The following is a 19,540-nucleotide window of genomic DNA, read 5'->3' as shown; positions in this document are numbered from 1 at the left end:
CCCAGCCGTAGAATCAGTATCGGCAATCATAAACATTTTCATTCTCTGTGGTGAAGCGCTGATTTTTGCGCTTCATGGATGGCTAACGGGGCAGGTTAGTGAAATAAATTTATCGGATAGGACATCGGGATTTATTTATAGAAAGGATACCACTCTAAAAATTGGACATCATAACTTTATGATAAGTAGAACAAATTTAAGGGTGAATGTTAAAAATGAAAAAAACAAAAATAACTACATTATTAGAATTATTGAATTCTATTTCTGAAAATGTGCCACAAGTTTTGGAAGTACAAGGTTCCCTTCTTTCCCCTCATTCAATCACTTTACCTGAAGGCTATCAATTAAATGGAAAAAATAATGAATCATGTATAGTAAGCTTCAATAATAGTGATGGTTTTGGAGTGACTCGCAACAATACCATCTCAAACCTAACTGTAATGACAAAACAAACAAACCGAGCCATTTATACAGTGTGTGGCATTCCGGATATGGGGAATCTTGTCTTTGAAAATCTGCAAATTACAGGTCAGGTTTCCGTTATTTCTAGGCAAGGAACAGACAGAATTAACCTTTATGGAAACAATATCCATATTACTTCTTGCGATTCAAGGCATTATAGTGAGCAACCTCAAAAGTATGGCGTTAATGTGTACCAAGGAGCAATGACTGTATACAATTTTAATTCAGATCCCAACAGTCAAATAGATTGTAAATTAACAAACATCTCCATAGGCGTTAAAAATGCTCCTGTAATTGGCTCAGGTATTTTTGTTTGTGGATTTGGCGATGAAGGTGGCAAGGTAAATTTAGAATCACTAACTACAGGTGCTGTCTATTCAAATGGAATGCTGCCGTATGGGACAGCTGATATTATTACCGCGGCAGTATTCATTGTGTATGGCGTGGAAGCAAAAATAGTTGAACATCATGACGAGATTGTGACTTACGGTGTGAATGACATGGTGCTAGATACATGGGGAAAAGTTGAAAAATGGATTAGTCATCGTCCGGTCATATCTTATGGACCAAGCGGCATTGGATTTGTGAATTTTGGAACAGTAAAAGATTTCTTGGCGCAGGATATTATTACATATGGATTAGGAGCGAGAGGATTTAACCAATATGACGGTACAGTAGAAAATATTAAATTTAAATCCATCACAACCTATGGGGATGGTTCCATTGGAATACAAGTCAGTAAGCCCATTGGAAATATGATTATTGAAGAAAATGTCGCAACCTATGGGTCTGTTGGCAATTCCCTAGTTAAAGGCGTAATCATGGAACTTGCGGCAAATGCGGTAAGTATTAAATCAGGGGGGGGAATTGAAAGTTTGACCGTTAAAGGAGACATTATTACGCACGGTGATGGTGTTACAAGTTACGCACTGGAAGGCGGAGAAGTGAAGGAACTTAACGTTGGGGGTAAAATCATTGCTAATGGTAAAAATGCGAAAGAATTATTAAAGGACGACGACCTTGAATAAAGTCAATTATTAATGTCCAAATCATATAAATCATAAAAATATCTATTGATTTTCAGCCCTATAAATAAAGTTTGTGAAGAAATATACTTAAGCTAACTGGTGCGTTACTACAATAAGTGGTTATTTTTTAAGTGGTTGTTGATGGCGGTATAAACATCGGTTAAGCTTGTGCAATATAAAAGAGACTTGATTGAACAAGTCTCTTATTAGATTCTTTAATTCTTGATTATCTCACTCTTTGTCTTCTCATCCATTGTGTGGCTATCCATTTTTCTCCAGTGATGACCGGTGCCCCGCCGTGCAGGGTTCGCTCATTCAGGGTTTGATCGTCGTAGAAGTATTCAAAGTAAACAGCCATTCCCTTCTTCGGCGTAACGGAAAAGTCGAGCTCTGGGAAAAAAGTTTCACCGCCTTCTTCCACATCATTTAAGTACATGACAAGCGTGCTGATCCGGTTATTTTTGGAAGCTTTGCTTGCAGCCGAAAAATAGTCGTAATGGGCTTTGTACTCCTGTCCAGGTGTATATCTCAGGACTTGAAGCCCTTCTGCGTGTTCGACGGGGATATTCATAATGCTCGCTACCCGTTTTTCAATGGTTGTCAGTATGTCGTGTTCTTCTTCAAAAAACATGCCGCTGCTTGTTCGGATGTCATTCACTTGACGGGAATCCCCGATTTTTGAACGATGCATGTTATCTTTGGATAATTGAATGAGTTCGTCGCACTCTTGGTCGCTCAAGACATTCCCTAAAACGGCAACAAGCGGCTCTTCCAGACGGGCAACAATATGAATCTCCCGGTCTTCTGTTTGAAACCGATTTCCGGTATGGTGAAAAATGGTTTGTTCCTTCGTTCGGTCACTTACCTTTGTCACGTGCATCGACTCCTTCAATAATTTTAGTTTCGGAACAATGCTTACTGGATGTGTCGTTCCGGTATTATTATACTACAATTTTCTATTTTTTTAGCAGATTAAGATTCATATCGAATCAAAATAGATTGCGTGTTTTATAAGATTTTTTATTGTTATTAAATTCATCTTCGGCTAAGATCTTTACGAAATATATCTTCTTTATTAATTTCTTGAATAATGCATTCCACTTCAAATTTTTGTTTTCATTCTTTACCTATACCTAGAGTAATAAATAATCTAATTCGGACTATAAGGGACACTTTCTCTAAATTTTAAGGTTGGAGATTCGCTCTAAGACGAAATTTGAAATGATAATTCGGTTTTATCCAAATTACAGCACTCTAGAAATCTTGGCATCGAAACTTATGATTTAATTGATTTAGAAAAAGCAAAATAATAACCTGTCTCTATTTCCGGCTTGCTAATGGAATATTTATTGTTTTTCATAAAAAAGCCCTTTGGATAGTAAGAAAACCAAAGGGATAAAACGTTGCGACTTTATTACAATGTCTACATATGTTATTCCGCAATTGTGCCTGATCAGAAAACATTATCTCGGTTCTGACTCTACAACATCTCCATTTTCATACACATCATAAAATCCGACTGTACCACTTCCTCCGTTATCAATGAAATCTTGACTTTGTGCTTTCGATGAATAGAAAACTTGTCCATCTGAATCCTTATGAATCTCACCTACGATACTGAATACAAGATCGTCATTATCTAGGACTTCTTCTGCAAATTTAATTGCTTTTTCTTTCGTAAATATCTCTTCTTTATATTTTCCAAGCAATATAGTCCACGTATCAACACCGACAATCTCGTCCTGAGCTAACCCATTCTCAGCTTGCAACTGACGAACTTGTTGGTCGGTATGGGAACCAAAAATGCCATCAACTTCTGTTTCAATCCCAAAGTGATTTAACATCACTTGAATAAATTCAGTTTCAAAACTATGACTCCCCTGTTTAACTATTGGCTGTTCTTCAGGTGGCCAATTAAGTAACGCTTCAAATTCTGGTGATATTGCTGACTCTGAATCTGACCCTAACTGTTGAATTTCTTCATTTTCAGATTCCGAGGCTGCGTTTGTGGTTTGATATGGAAGTGGCGAAACCACAAGCGCAATCGCTGGTACTACGGCTATCCATTTCTTTTTCATCGAAATTTCCTCCTAAAATAATTAGTTTCTAATTATTCCTAAGGGTTCATGAAAATTAAGGTCTATGAAAATTGACTGTGTGTCCTTGTTCCTCGGTGCGTTCAAACCAGCCTCTAAAGGCCCAATTATCATATCCTCCATCACCTTCGTTAACAAATGTTCCTTCATCAAACACCCAGACTCCGTAGGTAATACCATTGTAATCTACCGTATCAAAGTATTGTACACCTTGTACTTGGTTTGAATTATAACCTTGACTCAAGTTCATCACCATTACATTATGTTGCTGACCAGCTTCAAAGAAAGCTTTTTCCATCGCTCCTTTGACAAAACCACTTCGATTGTCAGCCGTTCTCTTCGCATCATCAATAGCTTGTCCAATTGCCACAGGATCAACAGTTACTTCTGCGCCAACCTCTGCAGCTTCTGCGGAACCAGTAGAACCCCCTAGATTCGGTAGAGCTAATGGCGTTGCTAACACAGCTAACCCTAATGCAGAGGTTACAACAGCTTGTTTCGCTTTTATCATTCTATCTCCTCCTCTATTCATTTTGGTACAACCCGATAGTCTCACCATTTATTGGTAATTTCAAGGGTTTATAATCAAATTAATCGAAAAGTCATATTTGTTAAACTGTTGAAATGTTACCTCTATACACTCTTAAATGAAGAGTATATATTTTCTTGACAGAAAGTAATTTATAATATAGATAATATTTCTAATGAGAACTCATCGCAAGCAACAACATTACTAGAAAACAAAAAGCCTGTATCCATTGAGATAAAGGATTTAACTTAATATGTCAATTGGGCTCAAACCAACGACCTCTCCCCTGGCAGTGTAGGGGTCAGCGGTTCAATCCCGATCTGTTCAAAGACCGCCTCTATTTATGGTAAGGTTCACCGTGACGTATCTAAGTGCGGTTTTTAATAATTGATTCTTACTTTTTATAACCTTATTGGATTTGTCTATTTTGGCATTTAATTCATGTATGGTAGGACAGTAAATTTCCTACATATCCAAAAGACCCTCAACATACCACCAATGTATAAAATGGTGTATATTTAAGGTCTACTGATTATGGAGCTTAATTAAGTAAAGCACCTGTTACTTTAATAAGGAATTATTATCTGGTTTTGTAGTACCCTTGCTAAATTTCCCAATAATTAAAATGATAATACCTATAATACCCCCTATAAATTCAGCAATGTAAAAATCCGAATCTCTTACAAAACGGATAAGATCTCCTCCACCAAAAATTATTGCCATTGAAGTTCCAAGAGATGTTAACCAATACTTCATATCATCTCCCCCTTTAAGTTGTAACGGTTAACTACCTATAAAAGAATAGTGGACACCACCGTTGTTTCAGTAACGCACCATTTAGTTTAATAAATCATTATTCTATTTCTCATAAAGTAATTTTCCATCCGAAGAGTAAGCAGAAATTTTGTTTAAAGTTTCATTACCATCATCCTGCTTAGATATAAGATTCCAAAATCTTCTATCCTCATTTTTTACAATACTAGCTTCCTCCTTAAAATTGTCATATTCAACAATAATACGTTCAATTTTAGGGTCAAATACTTCGCCCAAAAATACTGTTGTATAATAATTTTCTTTTTCTAAAGAAATTTCCTCGTTATGCCAAGTATACTGGCCAAAGGTAAACGATGTTGTTTCAAAATCAATAGTATACTCAAAACTCGAACTACCCTGATAAAGCCACCCATTTTCTGTATTGGAAAAATTAAGAATGCCATATCCATTTGGAGATTGGAAAAGGGAGAATGCACTATCATCCATTTCATTAGTATAGAAAATATCTTCTGATAAGATATCACTATCTAATGCTGCTTGCCGTATAGTTTTAATTTCTAATTTTTCTTCATCACTTTCGTTACTACAACCAGAAACAATTACAATAACTACGAAAAATATCGAAAATAGTAATTTCACCAAAAATCCCCTCCTAATTAAGCATCTAATACATCCGTATACGCTACTTCTAATAAATTACCCTTTTTTAAAAAACATCAGAGTAATATATTAAAAATCAATTCCTTCTTCGATAAACTGTTATCATTATATCTCTACACATCAATAATATCATTATATTCTAAATATTTTATTTAATTTTTTGCAAAACAGGGCAATCAAATTTATGATCACCTTGTTTAAGTACAATGTTTCACAATTTCTATGTATATACTGTATTTTACCTTTCCAAACTAATACAAGAAATACACTTACTTATCCTCTGTACGGAATCCTAATACCTTTTCACCTTTCTCATCTAAATACACATTGATAGACTCATACGTGGATTCATCTTTGGTGGCAAAGGTGACTAATATTGTTTGTATTTCTTTAATATCTGTCGTCGTTTCACTGTTTTTTTTATTAAACACTACAAATTCACTTCCAGACTTAAAGCCTGAAATTGTCGCTTGTTCCCCACTAATTATTTCATTCTGTGTCAGGTCTTCCAAAAATTGATAAGCAATTTTTTGCAAATCATTTTCTTCTTCCTGAGTAAATGAGAATATGCTACTTGTTGCCTGTTTATCATTAGAACATCCAACAAAAGATAACAAAAGGATAAAAAGCAATATATACAATAGATTTTTCAACAAATCTTCTCCCTTTAGATATGTTTATATATTTAAAAATATCATACAAAATCTAACTTGTATGTATTATTTTTGTTAATCTATTCTGCCCCTTTAGCACAATAGCTACTGTTCGATCTCATCTTCAACTAATGCACAAGTTAGTTGAATAAGGATATAATCGGAAGAATAAAAACAGAAAAACTCAAACTTTGCCTGTTCTCCTTTACACTTTATTTTTCTTTAAAATCAATATCATGAATAAGGCAATTCCTACTTGACTCTGCATTATCTATTACCGTGGATAATATTCATGGTGAAAGTCTAAGTTTGCTCGCTTCTCTCCCATTTATTTGACCATTTTTCTATCTCAATCAGAATAGATTCAAAGGATAAACCTTTTTCAGTCAAAGAATATTCAATTCGTACAGGAGTTGTTGGGATTATTTCTCGATTAATAATTCCCTGTCTCTCCAATTCCTTTATTCTTACGGATAGCATTCTTCCGCTTATACCTAAGTTAGATTTAATAGTGTGGAAACGTTGTTTTCCATTGATCAAAAAGCAAATAATCAATCCATTCCATCGCTTACTTAGAATATTAATAGCCTCATCTTGACTATGGTCTATCTTAAATTCTGTCATTTTTAACCACTCCTATCATTTACTTAGTTAAAATGTATATGTTCATATGTACAATCACCTCTTCACTTCTTTTCGAATAAAAATTAAAATCATTGTAAGTTGTGGAGATTAAAAAAGGCAGGACCCCTACCAGATTGATAAGTGCCCTGCCTTACGTATTAAAATGAATTGGCAGCTTATTTTGCATGTTATACGTTTACTTTGCCTTCCATGATGTTTCCTGATTTAACGTAATGATTAATCGTTAAAAACCATATGCAGCCTCTTTTTCTTCACGAATCTTTGTATAGGTCTCAGTTAGTACGACAGTGTCTTCTATCAACCGGTCAATTCGGAATAGCACATCATCATTTGTGATTTCCTTTCTATGGAAATCTTGCTCTTCAACAAAAACATACGTCTGAACGATTTGTGCCTTCATATAGCCCAAAATAGGTTTTAATTGGTTTTCGGCAATTAAATAATGCTTTGAAGAACCAGCCGTAACTAGGATGCTGGCTACTTTGTGCTGAAGTGCATTAACAGGTAGTAAATCAAATATATTCTTCAATGTAGCCGGAATGGACGCTTGAAAGATAGGCGTTCCAATAATAATGGCATCAGCTTCCATGATTGTTTTCGTTACATACCCTGTGTCGCCCTCATATTCTAAATAATTCCGTCCATCACTAAACTCCACATCATATTCTGCTAAATCAATTAATGACGTTTGTGCGTTTGGATATTTTTCAGTAATGGCTTTCTTCGTATAATCCATTGCTGTTCTTGTCTTTGATCCAACTTTTGATCCTGATAATAGTACAATCTTCATATTCTCAACTCCCTATTTCTTTGCAGTATATTTTTTGATTGCCGGTAAAATTTCATTGCCGATCAACTCAATATTTTTCATCAATTTATCAAATGGGACACCACCGAAATCCATTTGACCAATATAACGCTGATGTCCAAATAGTTCATGCTGGTATAAAATCTTTTCGATGATCTGCTGTGGACTTCCAACATTCATGACGTCTCTTGTATCTGAGCTCTGTGCAAATTGCTGCTTCGGATAACCTCGTCCATTAATTAGTTTCATCCCTTGGTTAACGTGAGGGTATACTTCTTTCTGTGCCTGCTGCGTCGTTTCAGCCACATAGAAGAATCCGGCAGTTGAAATCGGCAGCTCGGACGGGTCAAAACCATTTTGTCTCGCAGCTTCACGATATGCATCAACAGAAAACTTAAAACTGGTAGCCGGCCCACCTAAGTTAGCCAGGAACATAGGAACACCTGCATATCCAGCCTTAATTGCACTTGCAGGTGGTCCACCAACGGCACGCCAAATGGGTAGAGAACCATTTTGAGGACGAGGAATAACCTCTGCATTTCTTAATGGAGCTCGGAATTGTCCACTCCAATTGACAATTCTCTCTTCATTAATTTTCAATAATAGCTCAAACTTTTCTTCAAACAACTCTTCATAGTCACGAAGATTATAGCCTAATAAGTCATAGAGCCCTACTCTTGATGCCCGACCAGCAATTATCTCTGTACGGCCTTTTGAGATCAAGTCTATGGTCGCAAAATCCTCATATACTCGGACCGGATCTGATGTACTGATAATTGTAGCAGAGCTTGAGATTTTAATTTTCTCCGTTGCTTGTGCAATTGCTGACAAAACAACAGAATGTGCCTGTGTCGCAAAATACTCCTGATGACTCTCCCCTACACTAAAGAAATCAATACCTGCCTGCTCGGCTAACTTAGCTAATTCTATTATTTCATGAATCCGTTGTTCAGCAGAGATTCGCTCTCCTGTAAGAGGATCTGGGATATGATCCCCCAATGTATATATTCCAAATTCCAACCCTTTGCTTGGGTCGATACGATATTTTTCCATTTATTTCTCAACCTTTCTTTTTGTAAGTAATTAATTACTACCTTTTGTCGCTTTACGTATAGCTGGAACGACCTCTGTTGCAAACATCTCAATCATTTCCTGTATCTTTTTAAAGGGCAGGTTTCCATGGTCGATTTGTACAATAAAACGTTGATGTCCATACAACTCATATTGGTACAGTATCTTTTCAATAATTTGTTGAGGGCTTCCCACCATGATGGCGTTTTTCACACTTGTCGCTTCCGCATATCTATCTTTAGGAAAAGGAGTCCCACGCAATTGTGTAAATGTATTATTAAGGTACGGATAGTATTCTTTAAGAGCGGTTTGAGAGTCTTTATCCAAATACATCATGGTTGCCATTGCCACGGGGAGCTTGGCAGAATCAAAACCTGCTTCTGTAGCAGTTCGGTGATAGGCATCAACGGTATGTTTAAACACACTGGAAGCTCCATAAAGGGCAGCTAAGTGCATCGGCATTCCTATTTTACCTGCTTTGATTGCACTGGCTGGTTTTCCTCCTACAGCTCTCCAAATTGGCAGTTTCCCGGAAAGTGGTTTCGGGAAAATCTCTGCATCGTTTAAGGCTGGGCGAAATTTACCACTCCAAGTAATTTTCTGCTCGCTATTTAATTTCAATAGAAGATCGATTTTCTCTTCGAACAGTTCCTCGAAATCTTTCATATCATAACCAAATAATTCATAAACTCCATATCTGGAGCCACGTCCCGTAACGATTTCGGCACGACCGTCGGAGAGCAAATCCAAGGTTGAAAATTGCTCATATACGCGAACTGGATCATCTGCACTTAAAACGGTCGAGGAACTAATCAGTTTTATCTTTTCTGTTGCAGAAGCTATTGCCGCAAGAATGGTAGGAGTTGATGAGGCAATAAAATGTTTTTGGTGACTTTCCCCAACACCATATACATCAAGCCCTGCATCTTCTGCAAGTTTTGCCATGGCAACCATCTCTTTCATTCGACGGTGTTCGCTCATTATTTCTCCGGTTCTAGGATCTGATACATGATCTCCTAACGTATATAATCCAATTTCCATACCATTGTTTTTGTTTATACGAAATTCTTCCATATTATTTCCCCCTTTCAATTATTACTTTACAATGCTATTATAGATTATATAAAACTTATATGTAAGTACGCACTAAAAAGTGGTATAGTATACAAAAAGATACTAAGGAGGGATTAGATGGAGAAGATACCTGAATATTGTCGTGTAGAGGATGCTTTAGGCATATTAGTTGGTAAGTGGAAACCAATTATTTTATTACATCTACTACAGGAAGGTACAAAACGTTTCAATGAATTGAAACGAAGCATGCCTGGCATTACACAAAAGATGTTAACGAAGCAGTTACGAGAACTGGAAGACGAGGATATTATTAATCGAGTGGTATACCCGCAAGTTCCTCCCAAAGTAGAGTATTCTATTACAGAATATGGCAAAAGTTTGGAACCGATTTTAGAAGCTATGCATGACTGGGGAACAAAACACACCATGCATAAAAGGAAGAAATTAAACCAAAATAATAACTAAATAAGCAGGCTGTTCTTGAAGTAAAGGGTTCCGTTTTGAGTTGCATATTAATTAAATGACAGCAAAATGGGGTATGAATTGGCTACGTCATTTTTGCTGTCATATCAATGCTTAATAGTTAAATCAGGCTATTTTGGAATCCGAATATCTCATTTCTTTTTTATAAGACAATAGATATTGTACATAGAAAAACCGGTGTCAATTCGGCTGTCAATTGCACTGTCAATATAGAGCAAGTATCGTTATATATTTAACACTGAAAGGACCTCTATTAATAGATCCAGGTTAATTTTCTTATTAAACTCCCTCAGTTAGATTCAATTTACTCGTAAATGCTCGCTTATTCGCAGGATTCCAAACCACTTGTAAGTACAATAACGGATAAATGGAATGAGTATTGCTATTAAGGCTACATGAAGGCATGCAGGAATAGAGGAGTTAAGGACTCCAAACATTCTAAAAATATACTGCACGCATTCTCCTCGCCGCCCCTGGAGGCTTTCCCTCCCACGTCTCAACGGGTCTAATGCCCTCTCATTCCTTCGTCATGCCTATCCAAGGGGTGGAGGCCGGTTTTGCTAAAGTAATGGGTCTGTGCCCTTTTGTTTAATAATTCCAGTACTCCGTGCTTTTCTTTGAGATCCTACGAATAAGCCAACATTCACTATAATGCTAATAGTAAAGGTCTAGTTAATTTCTGTTTTATTAAGGAAGTTATGCCGCTAAGGATTGTACTTTATCAGGACAATAAGGCTCATTATTTCGAGCAATTCCTACTAATATTCTTGCTAATTTTCCAATCAGTTTCATGATAGATTTCATTTTTTTCATCTTTTTCACTTTGACATTGTAGGCATGAAGTTCTTTAAACTCAGGGTTGTTTGCCACCAGACTCATTGTCGTTAAGAACAAGTAACGCCTTAGGCGAGATCTTCCACGCTTAGAGATGACAATTTGTCCTTTCCATTTACCTGAGCTAGCCTCTGCTAAGTTTAAACCTGCATGTCGTAATAAGGAATTGCCGTGGGCGAATTTACTTAAATCACCAGCTTCACCTAAAATGCCTCCCAGTGTAATTTCAGTAATTCCTTTAATACTGAGTATTTTGTTGGCGAAAGTAATTTTTTTAAGTGCGTCAGTTGCTTCTTTTTCAACTTTTTCAAGTTTTAGTTGTGGCGAGATCAAATTCTTCAAGTAATTGTTCTAGGTGTAGTTTATATGCGTCAAGTGCTTTGAACTAATTTCTCTTTTAAATGGATATCCATGCTTTGCACGTCTATTTCCCTCATCTACTATTAACGGCTAGTAAGACCCTCACCTCAAGCTTAGCGGAAGTGAGGAATGGAAAAGACCCCACTGATTGAAGTTTCACTTTATCCTAAAACCACTTAACCATCCACATCTTCTTATTGTTATTTGACCGAACAAATTTCAGAATCTTCCTAACTGTTCCGTATAGGGGAACAAATGGGTATTTTTAATACTTACTTACTAGTATGATGAAAGCACGTGCACTACCTGTAAAAAAGTTATCCTTCGAACAATCAGCATGATGGAGGGCCATCGTCTTGGAAAAATTGAAGCGTTAATCGAAATGTAATCGCTACCATTTCAGAGACCCTAAATTCCCCGAAGGAAAATATTCGTATCTTTGTCACAGAGGTTCCAAAAATTCATTGGGGAATCGGCGGAAAGACTGCAAAACGATTAGGAGGATAGCCCTAGCCTTTTCATTTCTCCATAAAATGGAAGCGCTTGATTTAAGAAAATAAAATAAATACAAGGGAGAGTTATCAATTATGACAAAAGAACCGATATTTGATACAGCACAATTAGCACATGCAGAGTTATACACACCAAAGTTAGAAAAATCAGTAGAATTCTTTACAAAACTACTTGGAATGACCGTTGTTCATCTAGAAGGAAAATCTGTATACCTGCGTGCATATGAAGATTCTTATATCTATTCATTGATTCTTACCGAAAATGACGAACCCGGTTTAGCCCATGTTTCCTGGAGAGCAACTTCCGAAAATGCCCTATACCGCCGTGTAGAAGCAATTGAAAAAACTGGTCTAGGTAAAGGTTGGAAGGAAGAAAGCTATGGTCATGGCCGTGCCTACCAATTCAGAACTCCAAACGGTCATAATATGGAAATCTTCTGGGAGGTCGAGCGTTACCAAGCACCAGCCGGACAAGAATCCGTCTTATTAAACCGTCCACAAAGGCGCCCATTATCCGGTGTTCCTGTTCGCCGTATTGATCATATTAACTTATTAACTGCCGACGTAGAAGAGAATAAAGATTTCATGGTTGATAATCTTGGGTTCAACGTTCGTGAAGGATTAATTGACGACGAAGGCATTTACCATGCTTCTTGGCTATCTGTCAGCCCAATCGTACATGAAATCGCCCTTATGGAAGATGAATTAGGAAACGGAAACAGATTACACCATCTAGCCTTCTGGTACGGACTTCCTGAAAACCTAAATGACCTTTCCGATCTATGTGTGGAATATGGGGTTCCGATTGAAGCTGGACCATTAAAACAAGGTGTATCTCAAGCATTATGTATGTATATCATTGAACCAGGCGGAAACCGCATTGAATTATTTGGTGATTCAGGATATTTAATTTTTGAACCAGACTGGGAACCTAGAAGATGGACCGGTGACTTAAAAGAACAAGCCATTATCTGGTACGGTGGTAAATTACCAGTAACCTACTTCCGCTATGGAACTCCGGTAATCAACGACCCAATCGAAGAAGCCAATGTCTATTTTAATACACCAGACAACTTGCTTTGCGACTTCAAATTCAGTGAATTTGGCAAACCATATGGAGTCGATAAAGTAACAAAATAATTAGGGTGGATTTAGGAATAAGTAAGGTGTGTTAATCAATGACATAGTTTAAGAATATAGAGAGTCGTTCCTTTGACATCAGGAATGACTAGCATTTTCAGGTATTTCGAGCAGACCTTTTTGTCTAACCGATAAGGCGAGCAGCAGGGTACTAGCGTTTATGGAACAAAAAAGGAAATGGTGATACATATTAGTTATGTATCACCATTTTATTTTTTATGACTTTTTATTGTTTAGGACTTGATAAGTTAACCATTCATCACTTTTTTGATAAAAATCTTCATTTTTTTAATGCTTGATTCTCAGTTAGATTGCCCTGCCTTGGCCTCCTCCCTACTGCACATAGTGAAGTAATACCGTACCGCCCACCTCTTCGTTGTAAATCATACATGAGAGTAACTACGATTCTAACCCCTGATGCACCAACAGGATGGCCAAGTGCAATCGCTCCACCATTCACATTCAATTTTAACGGTTCGATCGAGAGCTCTTTCTGAACTGCTAAAGCCTGAGAAGCAAAGGCCCCATTAATTTCAAATATATCTATATCCCGGATGGATGGCCTTGTTATATCTAATAATCTTCGAATTGCTGATATTGGAGTTAATAAGATACCTTCATCTGTTTATTTGTGTGCCAGCCCATGTTATAATGAGGAACTTAAGTTAATTACTACTTTTACTTTTAATTGAACGGATGCCAGGAAAGGCCTCCGCTTATCGATAAAGTGAAACTTCAATCAGTGGGGGGATTTTCCATCCCCCACTGATTGTTAGTTGAACAGAATCGGACATTTACGGGGAGTTTGACCCCCACCTAAACTTCTTTGCATTCTCGAACTTTTGAGGTGGGGGTCTTACTCCCCGTTACATGCGGGATAAAATATGGAGGTGCAAGAGAATGAATAAACGATGGACCATTGGTAAAATTAAAGAGTTTGTTGAGAGCAATTCGGAAAGTAAGTTGCTAACGACGGAATATCACGGTTTTTCTCAAAAGTTACTTTTTAAATGTGCATGTGGCAACAACTTTGAAAAAGCATTCAAGAAATTTAAAGATAATAATCAACGTAAGTGTGACGTGTGTCAACCTCCAAAAGCGTCACGCTAAACATAGAGCGAATAAACGAAGTGCCCATTCTCTTAAAGAGAGTTTGCGCTTTTTCCTCTAAGAATATCGTTAAAATTCTAATTGGAAATTAATTGATAACTTGGCTTGATGACATTGGGATTGACACTTTGATCCTTTGATCTACAACAGCAATAATATCAAAATAAGATACATGATATTGCATAAATGAAAAAGGTGAGATATTGGGCTAACCGATACTCACCTTTGTTTGGAATGATAGACATGTAAAGTTTTTTCTAGACCGTGCTATTTTACAAAAATACCAAATGGATTTCCTAATGGCAGCAAAACTTTTTTGAAGCATGTGTTGATCAAAACTGCTCCAAAACCATAGAAAGATACCAACGCAACCAGCAATTCAGCTATGGCAGCCATTGTATAGGTTGCACTATACATCATATTGAAGGAATTTAAAAATAATCCAAAAAATTCAATATCAAGTAAGAGCAAAACGAAAAACAAAACTTTATTTATTTCCATGGCAGCAATCGTCGCGAAAATGCTAAAGATTAAATAACCGAAGTATACAATTCTTTGTTTTCTTCGGCCTCTGCTATTTTTTCTGATAGAGAATCCACCTTCTCTTCTAAATCTGAAATTCGTTCCCAAACTATTTTTTTGGAACCTTATTCTCCCGACAACCCCATAGCATAGATCTTAACAAGAAATTCATCTCGGATCATAGCTTCGGAAGGAGAACGAGCAATCCACTTCATCAAGGTTTCCTTTCCCGCTTTTGTAACGGAGAATACTTTCTTATTTGGTTTACCGATTTGCTGTACATGCTCATATGCATGCCACGAGGCTACGCACTGTCATTTTGGTTAATAAAGGCTTGATTTGACTATGTTTTGCCGGCCATATTTAAATTATAATAACCAACGTAAATGTGACGTCAAGATAAAAAATTTTCTATTGGAAACTTTATGCTTGATTTCTTATGGATCTTAATGTTAATACCGCTGGTCCTATTAATGGTTAAATATCAAGGAAATATATCAGTTGAACTTTTCAACAAAGAGTCTTGTATTCCCTTCAATTTGTAAAGAATTTATTTAATAAACGTATAAGAGCTTCATGATAGGAAAGAAAAATGCTTTCAATTATACTGAGAATTAGGATACAAATAATTCTGCAAGAAAGAAGGACTATATATGCTATTTTATGTAATTGCAATTCTCGTTATTGTGATGGATCAGATTTCTAAATATCTAATTCGTATCTACATTGACATTAATGAAACATTTACATTGTGGGGAATACAACTCACACATATCGAGAATAGTGGGATGGCAGGAGGTTTATTTCTAGGCTATGCAAGACTCTTCGGATTTGTAGCTGTGTTGTTTGTTATAGGTGTTTTATATATTCGTAGAACCGAAGAAATGAAGGGTGCACTCATCGATAGTAGTTTTGGTTTCCTAGTTGGAGGAGCAATCGGAAATGGCATTGATAGACTTTTGTTTGGGCAGGTGACAGACTTTATCATACGGTCTGGTGGAGTTCTTAACTTGGCCGACCATGCTATTGAGATAGGAGTGCTACTGCTTATTATTTATGCAGTCGTTAGCTGGTTGAAAAAGAAGCAAGAGATTCTCTAGAAAAGGATAACTCTAATAAATATTAACTAGCAGCTAAAGTTTTTAAAATGATTAGTAACTTTATGTTATGTAACGTTATGGGCATGAGCCAAGTTTCAAACTTGACCCATGTCTGTTATTTGTATTGGACAAGTTTGGGCCTATATTATAGATAGTAATGGATTTAAAATATAACTATCTACTTGAAATCAGGTTAGTAAATCTTTTGTTACACTTCCAAATTCTTTTCGTACTGTTTTACATTGCTATCCTCCTAAAAAATTCATAAACAATTAGTTATGTTTGATTTGAAAGATCCACCAGCACCAATTTATTAGACAAGGTACTATCCCTATGTCCTCTTGTTTTAGCTTTTACTACTGTGATTGAGACCAGCTAAAAAAATAATCTATCTTTCCAATCCAGCAATTCCAAATCCACCTGGACCAGCGTGGGTAGAGATCATTGCACCGGCTTGCATCCATTTGATATTTTCAAATCCATGTTCTTTTGCGATATTGGTCATTCTCGCCTTGATGCTTTCATCAAGGCCAACAGAGTATAATAAATAAATATATTCTTTATTTAAATCGTATTGATTTAAATACTCATGCATAAGTTTTTCTGAAACAGTGCTCATGTTTCCGCGATATTTTTTGGTAGAAACAAGTTTTCCATCTATTAATTCAATACGAGGCTTGATTTTTAACAGAGCACCCCCTAGATAAGCAAGATTACTAACCCTTCCGCCCGCTTTTAAGAATTCTAAACTACCAGGAACAAAAGCTAGCCTGGATTTCGGAACGATGAATTCGATTTTTTCTACTAAGTATTCAGGTTCAATCGTAGGTTTTTTCTCCAATAAGTCTACTGCAAACATCACAATTGCAGCTAATCCTCCTGTTACGTTTAACGCATCAATTAGGTAAATATCATTCAACTCTTCCGTTGCAATGATTGCATTTTGAAAAGAAGAAGATGCCTTAGAAGTATATCCAATATGTATAATGACACACCCCGGATAGTTCGCTTTTATCTTCTTGAAGAACTGCTCATATTCATGGACATTAGTTGCGGTTGTAGATGGAACTTTTTTCGTTCGCTCATGGTATTCATATATATCTTCTACCGGCAATGAACCATCTAAATAATCTTTTCGATCCATAATAACGTGCATCGGTACCACTTGAACCGCATGTTCCATAGCCACATCAAGTGGTAAATCTGCTCCGCTCTCTGTTGTTAAAATAATTCTACTCATTTATCTAAACCCCTTCCGCTCCCTCATTATGCATCATAACTCATTCTCGAATACCTAATTTAACTATATATTAAAATTAGATTTTTATCAGAATTTTTTATAAATATTTACTAGGAAAGAATACTAGAGCAGGTCCAAGGGCAGGTCCAAGGGGACAGGTTCATCGTCCCATAGTTAACCTAAAAACTAATTGGTACAAGGAACCTGTCCCCACGGTCCATTCCTACCTAAAAAGACAGTTGATATCTCGTTGTATTCTCATATACTGAAGCATTAGTCTAGCATGTCGTCCCTCTTCGGTATATGGATTTTGAAGCTTTGCAAGCCGGTTAACGAATTGAACATCACAACGACAATAATCTCCTGTCTTCCGGTAGCAAATATCATGTTCTTTGCATACAGCATCTACCGCATTAATGGGTTTATCAGGCCCGCTACACCCTGGACCACACCAATTATATCCTGGAAAAATACAAAAACGTGGGGACCCTCTTCCTCTACGATTCATCTCCTCTCACCCCCTAACAGAAGCAGGTCTACATTAATTAAATTATGTTTTTAATTAGAGATTGCTTAGACATTATTGCTAGGTCCATGGGGATAGGTTTATCGTTCCATAGTTAAACAAAAACTAATTGACAAAAGGAATCTCTCCCCACGATCCTTTAGTGCTTAAAAGGAAAAACAAAAAGACCTCACATAATGTAATGTGAAGTCTTGATATTATAACGTTTCTTGAGTTTCTGATACCGGTGGTCGGGGTCGAACCGACACGTCCGTGAAGACACGGGATTTTGAGTCCCGCGCGTCTGCCAATTCCGCCACACCGGCATGTGTTAATACTATTATGGAGGCGGTAACCGGATTTGAACCGGTGATAGAGGTTTTGCAGACCTTTGCCTTACCACTTGGCTATACCGCCATATTTACGAGAAGAATAAATATTGGAGCGGAAGACGGGATTCGAACCCGCGACCCCCACCTTGGCAAGGTGGTGTTCTACCACTGAACTACTTCCGCCAATGGCTGGGCTACTAGGATTCGAACCTAGGATACACGGGATCAAAACCCGATGCCTTACCGCTTGGCTATAGCCCAATTATCTATTTTTATATTAATTATTATTTAAGGGGCGATCGATGGGGATCGAACCCACGTGTGCCGGAGCCACAATCCGGTGCGTTAACCACTTCGCCACGACCGCCATAAAAATAAAATGGCAGGGGTAGTAGGAATCGAACCCACATTGACGGTTTTGGAGACCGTAGTTCTACCGTTAAACTATACCCCTATTTGCTTTTGGAAAAAATATGGTGGAGGGGGGCAGATTCGAACTGCCGAACCCTGAGGGAGCGGATTTACAGTCCGCCGCGTTTAGCCACTTCGCTACCCCTCCATATTAAATTAAAATGGCGCGGGACGGAATCGAACCGCCGACACAAGGATTTTCAGTCCTTTGCTCTACCGACTGAGCTACCGAGCCATATATATAGATGGCGGTCCGGACGGGACTCGAACCCGCGACCTCCTGCGTGACAGGCAGGCATTCTAACCAACTGAACTACCGGACCATATATACTATGTAAGTGAAATGCTTTTATACAAAACATTTGGTTGCGGGGGCAGGATTTGAACCTACGACCTTTGGGTTATGAGCCCAACGAGCTACCAGACTGCTCCACCCCGCGATAATATCAAGTTATTAAGAATTAATGGTGGAGGATGCAGGGCTCGAACCTGCGACCCCCTGCTTGTAAGGCAGGTGCTCTCCCAGCTGAGCTAATCCTCCATATTGGTGACCCGTACGGGATTCGAACCCGTGATACCGCCGTGAAAGGGCGGTGTCTTAACCGCTTGACCAACGGGCCATATTATTTATTAAAAATGGCGGAGAGCGAGGGATTCGAACCCTCGAGGCCGTGTAACGGCCTACACGATTTCCAATCGTGCTCCTTCGGCCACTCGGACAGCTCTCCATGGCTCCACAGGTAGGATTCGAACCTACGACCGATCGGTTAACAGCCGATTGCTCTACCACTGAGCTACTGTGGAATGATTCTAATTCGAATACCTGTCCTATTGCAAGATTATTTGGAGCGGCTTCATTCAGTCATTATAATGTCACTGAATGGAGATTGCCTGGCGGCGTCCTACTCTTGCAGGGACAAAGTCCCAACTACCATCGGCGCTGAAGAGCTTAACTACTGTGTTCGAGATGGGAACAGGTGTGACCTCTTCGCTATTACTACCAGACAATTCCAATCCAAATCATCTTTTTAAAAATTAGTGACAATCTATATTATACTTGTTTTTATTAAGAATTTCAAGCACTTTTTTAAATAATTATGCTTTATACCTTAAAAACTAAATAAGAGTAATGGTAACGACAATCAAATAAGAATTTAGTTAAGTCCTCGATCGATTAGTATCCGTAAGCTC

At 37.6% G+C, this 19,540-nt stretch carries 20 protein-coding genes, 14 tRNA genes, 1 rRNA gene and 1 pseudogene; 7 read left to right on the top strand and 29 right to left on the bottom strand.

Going from position 1 to position 19,540, the window contains the following annotated elements; translation table 11 throughout:
* On the top strand, positions 1-268 hold a 268-nt coding region (locus CWR48_RS20595; protein WP_211316728.1), incomplete at its 5' end, for a hypothetical protein.
* A complete protein-coding gene (locus tag CWR48_RS08115; protein WP_115772736.1) occupies positions 216-1,490 on the top strand; it encodes a hypothetical protein in 1,275 nt (424 codons plus the stop codon). The genes CWR48_RS20595 and CWR48_RS08115, both read left to right, overlap by 53 nt.
* A 226-nt stretch (positions 1,491-1,716) precedes the next feature.
* Here the strand turns inward: CWR48_RS08115 and CWR48_RS08110 are convergent, their stop codons facing one another.
* From CWR48_RS08110 to CWR48_RS08065, 10 genes are all read right to left on the bottom strand, one after another.
* Positions 1,717-2,370, bottom strand: a complete 654-nt coding sequence (locus CWR48_RS08110) for a 2OG-Fe(II) oxygenase (RefSeq protein WP_115772735.1) — start codon at positions 2,368-2,370, stop codon at positions 1,717-1,719.
* Between the two features lie 583 nt (positions 2,371-2,953).
* Positions 2,954-3,568 carry a peptidoglycan-binding domain-containing protein gene (locus CWR48_RS08105; RefSeq protein WP_115772734.1) on the bottom strand — a complete coding sequence of 205 codons (615 nt, stop codon included), beginning with the start codon at positions 3,566-3,568 and terminating at the stop codon, positions 2,954-2,956.
* Positions 3,569-3,623: 55 nt separating this feature from the next.
* The gene (locus CWR48_RS08100; protein ID WP_115772733.1) at positions 3,624-4,097 is read right to left on the bottom strand and encodes a stress protein; all 474 of its coding nucleotides are present in this window, start codon (positions 4,095-4,097) and stop codon (positions 3,624-3,626) included.
* 579 nt (positions 4,098-4,676) lie between these two features.
* Positions 4,677-4,871, bottom strand: coding sequence for a hypothetical protein (locus CWR48_RS08095; RefSeq protein ID WP_115772732.1), 195 nt, complete (start codon positions 4,869-4,871; stop codon positions 4,677-4,679).
* A 102-nt stretch (positions 4,872-4,973) separates the two neighbouring features.
* Positions 4,974-5,531: a hypothetical protein gene (locus CWR48_RS08090; protein WP_115772731.1), complete on the bottom strand. Its 558-nt coding sequence runs from the start codon at positions 5,529-5,531 to the stop codon at positions 4,974-4,976.
* Between the two features lie 287 nt (positions 5,532-5,818).
* Complete coding sequence (locus CWR48_RS08085) at positions 5,819-6,202, bottom strand: hypothetical protein (RefSeq protein ID WP_115772730.1); 384 nt, start codon at positions 6,200-6,202, stop codon at positions 5,819-5,821.
* A gap of 303 nt (positions 6,203-6,505) precedes the next feature.
* Positions 6,506-6,826 (bottom strand): winged helix-turn-helix transcriptional regulator, encoded by a 321-nt coding sequence (locus CWR48_RS08080; RefSeq protein WP_115772729.1) that lies wholly within the window; start codon positions 6,824-6,826, stop codon positions 6,506-6,508.
* A 244-nt stretch (positions 6,827-7,070) separates the two neighbouring features.
* Positions 7,071-7,637, bottom strand: coding sequence for an NADPH-dependent FMN reductase (locus tag CWR48_RS08075; protein ID WP_115772728.1), 567 nt, complete (start codon positions 7,635-7,637; stop codon positions 7,071-7,073).
* A gap of 12 nt (positions 7,638-7,649) precedes the next feature.
* Positions 7,650-8,708 carry an LLM class flavin-dependent oxidoreductase gene (locus CWR48_RS08070; protein WP_115772727.1) on the bottom strand — a complete coding sequence of 353 codons (1,059 nt, stop codon included), beginning with the start codon at positions 8,706-8,708 and terminating at the stop codon, positions 7,650-7,652.
* Between the two features lie 30 nt (positions 8,709-8,738).
* Entirely contained in the window at positions 8,739-9,800 is a 1,062-nt protein-coding gene (locus CWR48_RS08065; protein ID WP_115772726.1) for an LLM class flavin-dependent oxidoreductase, read from the bottom strand.
* 117 nt (positions 9,801-9,917) lie between these two features.
* On the opposite strand from CWR48_RS08065, the gene CWR48_RS08060 reads away from it, so the two are divergent.
* Entirely contained in the window at positions 9,918-10,265 is a 348-nt protein-coding gene (locus tag CWR48_RS08060; protein WP_115772725.1) for a winged helix-turn-helix transcriptional regulator, read from the top strand.
* Between the two features lie 714 nt (positions 10,266-10,979).
* On the opposite strand, the pseudogene CWR48_RS08055 reads toward CWR48_RS08060, so the two are convergent.
* Positions 10,980-11,499 (bottom strand): annotated as a pseudogene (locus tag CWR48_RS08055) (transposase); the annotation flags it as partial.
* 365 nt (positions 11,500-11,864) lie between these two features.
* On the opposite strand from CWR48_RS08055, the gene CWR48_RS21080 reads away from it, so the two are divergent.
* Positions 11,865-11,984, top strand: a complete 120-nt coding sequence (locus CWR48_RS21080) for a tautomerase family protein (RefSeq protein ID WP_342772441.1) — start codon at positions 11,865-11,867, stop codon at positions 11,982-11,984.
* Between the two features lie 80 nt (positions 11,985-12,064).
* Entirely contained in the window at positions 12,065-13,129 is a 1,065-nt protein-coding gene (locus CWR48_RS08045) for a VOC family protein (RefSeq protein WP_115772724.1), read from the top strand.
* Positions 13,130-13,409: 280 nt separating this feature from the next.
* On the opposite strand, the gene CWR48_RS08040 is transcribed toward CWR48_RS08045, so the two are convergent.
* The gene (locus CWR48_RS08040) at positions 13,410-13,742 is read right to left on the bottom strand and encodes a beta-ketoacyl-[acyl-carrier-protein] synthase family protein (protein WP_115772723.1); all 333 of its coding nucleotides are present in this window, start codon (positions 13,740-13,742) and stop codon (positions 13,410-13,412) included.
* A gap of 287 nt (positions 13,743-14,029) precedes the next feature.
* Between CWR48_RS08040 and CWR48_RS08030 the strand changes: the two genes are divergently transcribed.
* Together CWR48_RS08030 and lspA are read left to right on the top strand one after the other, a co-directional pair.
* Positions 14,030-14,239: a hypothetical protein gene (locus CWR48_RS08030; protein WP_115772722.1), complete on the top strand. Its 210-nt coding sequence runs from the start codon at positions 14,030-14,032 to the stop codon at positions 14,237-14,239.
* 1,175 nt (positions 14,240-15,414) lie between these two features.
* Positions 15,415-15,861: a signal peptidase II gene (gene lspA / locus CWR48_RS08020; protein ID WP_115772720.1), complete on the top strand. Its 447-nt coding sequence runs from the start codon at positions 15,415-15,417 to the stop codon at positions 15,859-15,861.
* A gap of 388 nt (positions 15,862-16,249) precedes the next feature.
* On the opposite strand, the gene CWR48_RS08015 is transcribed toward lspA, so the two are convergent.
* The 17 genes from CWR48_RS08015 to rrf form a co-directional block, all read right to left on the bottom strand.
* The gene (locus tag CWR48_RS08015) at positions 16,250-17,101 is read right to left on the bottom strand and encodes a DegV family protein (protein WP_115772719.1); all 852 of its coding nucleotides are present in this window, start codon (positions 17,099-17,101) and stop codon (positions 16,250-16,252) included.
* 223 nt (positions 17,102-17,324) lie between these two features.
* The gene (locus CWR48_RS20805) at positions 17,325-17,609 is read right to left on the bottom strand and encodes a phospholipase (RefSeq protein ID WP_115772718.1); all 285 of its coding nucleotides are present in this window, start codon (positions 17,607-17,609) and stop codon (positions 17,325-17,327) included.
* 239 nt (positions 17,610-17,848) lie between these two features.
* Positions 17,849-17,932: transfer RNA gene (locus CWR48_RS08005), tRNA-Leu, on the bottom strand.
* Positions 17,933-17,949: 17 nt separating this feature from the next.
* Positions 17,950-18,023 (bottom strand) — tRNA-Cys (locus tag CWR48_RS08000).
* A 23-nt stretch (positions 18,024-18,046) separates the two neighbouring features.
* Positions 18,047-18,121: transfer RNA gene (locus CWR48_RS07995), tRNA-Gly, on the bottom strand.
* Positions 18,122-18,124: 3 nt separating this feature from the next.
* Positions 18,125-18,199 (bottom strand) — tRNA-Gln (locus tag CWR48_RS07990).
* Between the two features lie 33 nt (positions 18,200-18,232).
* Positions 18,233-18,305 (bottom strand) — tRNA-His (locus tag CWR48_RS07985).
* 13 nt (positions 18,306-18,318) lie between these two features.
* Positions 18,319-18,392 (bottom strand) — tRNA-Trp (locus CWR48_RS07980).
* A gap of 20 nt (positions 18,393-18,412) precedes the next feature.
* A tRNA-Tyr gene (locus CWR48_RS07975) sits at positions 18,413-18,497 on the bottom strand.
* A gap of 14 nt (positions 18,498-18,511) precedes the next feature.
* Positions 18,512-18,584: transfer RNA gene (locus CWR48_RS07970), tRNA-Phe, on the bottom strand.
* An 11-nt stretch (positions 18,585-18,595) separates the two neighbouring features.
* Positions 18,596-18,672: transfer RNA gene (locus tag CWR48_RS07965), tRNA-Asp, on the bottom strand.
* Between the two features lie 40 nt (positions 18,673-18,712).
* A tRNA-Met gene (locus CWR48_RS07960) sits at positions 18,713-18,789 on the bottom strand.
* A 25-nt stretch (positions 18,790-18,814) separates the two neighbouring features.
* Positions 18,815-18,890, bottom strand: a tRNA-Val gene (locus CWR48_RS07955).
* A 4-nt stretch (positions 18,891-18,894) separates the two neighbouring features.
* Positions 18,895-18,969: transfer RNA gene (locus CWR48_RS07950), tRNA-Glu, on the bottom strand.
* Positions 18,970-18,986: 17 nt separating this feature from the next.
* Positions 18,987-19,077: transfer RNA gene (locus CWR48_RS07945), tRNA-Ser, on the bottom strand.
* A 1-nt stretch (position 19,078) separates the two neighbouring features.
* Positions 19,079-19,153: transfer RNA gene (locus tag CWR48_RS07940), tRNA-Asn, on the bottom strand.
* 85 nt (positions 19,154-19,238) lie between these two features.
* Positions 19,239-19,354 (bottom strand): 5S ribosomal RNA (gene rrf / locus CWR48_RS07935).
* Positions 19,355-19,540 lie beyond the last annotated feature (186 nt).

Origin of the sequence: Oceanobacillus arenosus (genome assembly GCF_003369575.1) — a bacterium.
GTDB lineage: Bacteria > Bacillota > Bacilli > Bacillales > Amphibacillaceae > Oceanobacillus > Oceanobacillus arenosus.
The sequence above is the reverse complement of the archived record's forward strand: the minus strand, read 5'-3'. Positions and strand labels throughout refer to the sequence as shown.